Annotated in this window: 1 protein-coding gene; it reads right to left on the bottom strand. The window is 35.9% G+C overall.

Annotation, left to right across the window (positions count from 1 at the left end; genetic code table 11):
* Positions 1-441: 441 nt before the first annotated feature.
* Positions 442-1,713: an IS110 family RNA-guided transposase gene (locus tag JCM21531_RS17095; RefSeq protein ID WP_014256551.1), complete on the bottom strand. Its 1,272-nt coding sequence runs from the start codon at positions 1,711-1,713 to the stop codon at positions 442-444.
* Positions 1,714-1,834: the final 121 nt, after the last annotated feature.

Genomic DNA, 1,834 nt, shown 5'->3' with positions numbered 1-1,834 from the left:
TCCTTATAATAACTTTTAATTTCTCGCATTTTCTCGTTTAATCTTAGAATTTCATATCAATTCAAAAAATTAGTTTGGACAAAAATTGAATGTTAGTATAATAGTGGATTATACTAGGTAGCCTTCGGCTTGACTGTGCTTTTTTCACTATCACGCCAATGGCTTCCACATGTCTCTAGCGACAAACCTCCTATTTCTCACTGGGTCATGCCCTAAATTCCTTCGTACTGTCTTGTCCAGAGGTGGAATGTCAGTCTTGCTCCTTAACTGGGTCGTGCCCTAATGGAAAATATTCAACCTGACTATCCCGGCTCTCAATTGTTAATACTCTTCTATAATCAAACGTTATACTTCTAAATCCCTTATTTTAACCTCTAATTCTGATATCTACAGTCATTGATTTCAGAATATTTAATTGCTATTAGAACTAATATTCATGTCCTAGGCTACTCTTTTTATATCTTTCATCATTTTTTCACCATTGTAATTACTTCCTGTTTTCAATATTGCATAAAATACTCTTATCAACTTGCCACATAATGCTACTATTGATTGCATTTTCTTTAGTGGTCTATTTTCCCTATTGATATAGTACAAGTGCAATTGCCTAAATTCAGCGTTTCTTGCTACCAATGGTAATACTGCTTGAAATATCGCATATCTACCGTCAGAGCGTCCCCTTCGAGTTATTGTTGTTTTTCCTTTATGCTTGCCAGAACTGTTTTCTCTTAGGTTTAGTCCCATTAATTTAACTATTTGTTCTGGTGCATCAAATCTGCCAATATCCCCAACAGCACCTAGAAAACCTGCTATTGCAACTATTCCTATACCTTTAATTCCTAAAAGTTTGTTTGCATTTGGTACTTTATTTACTTGCTCTTCTACTTTCTGCATTATAACTTGAAGTTTTCGTGCATAAATCTCATATTCATCCAGAAGAGTACTAATTTCAAGCACTGCTGATTCTAAACCATGCTTTAAACCAATTGATTCTTCTGCTGCTTTTATGAGCTTTCTGGCATGTTTATTACCAATTGCTCTCTTAATTGTTTGTTTCCAAATGGCTACTATTTTCTCTTCTCCCATTTCAATTACTGCCTGGGGAGTGGGAAAATACTTCAACGTAAGTAGCGCAGCCTTCCCATTCCATTTCTTAAAAACAGTATTAAACTCAGGAAAGTATATTGCCAGCCATCTCTTTACCCTATTTTGTATACTTATCAACTGTACAACATTTTGCCTGCGCAGTTCCATAAGATTTCTTATTTCTCGGTATACACCTTCTGGCATATACGGAATCAGATATCTTCCGTCTTTGACCAGCATTGCTATTGTTTTTGGATCCTTTCGGTCATGCTTACTTGGTGTGTTATCATCTAGCTCTTTAGAACGCTTTACGTGATATGGATTAACCATACCAAATTCTACGCGCATGTTCTGCAAATGACATCCAAAACCATACCAGTAATGACCCGTAGGTTCCATTCCAACAAATGCTTTTGTCTTGTTATTTTTCTTCATCAACTCTGTAGCCCAGTTGTCAAAAGCATTGAAGCCTTCTCTGTTGTTCTCAAACCTGAATGCTTTATTAGAAAATTCAAATCCTCTAAAATCGAAAGCTCTAGCGTAATGAATCTCGCTACCGATATCTACTCCTATCACCATCGTTTCAGATGTAATTTGCATTAACTTCTTATTTTGTGTACAATTCATATTAGTTACCCTCCGTATATTTGATTTGTGCCTTCACTTGCCGTGCTTCAGCACACTTCATATTGTACGGTAGGGTATCTATTTTTTCAAAGATCATTTTTCTTACTTACAGGAATGCTCC

The sequence above is a fragment of the Acetivibrio straminisolvens JCM 21531 genome (assembly GCF_000521465.1).
GTDB lineage: Bacteria > Bacillota > Clostridia > Acetivibrionales > Acetivibrionaceae > Hungateiclostridium > Hungateiclostridium straminisolvens.
Note: the sequence above shows the minus strand (reverse complement) of the source record. Positions and strands in the feature narration are given on the sequence as shown.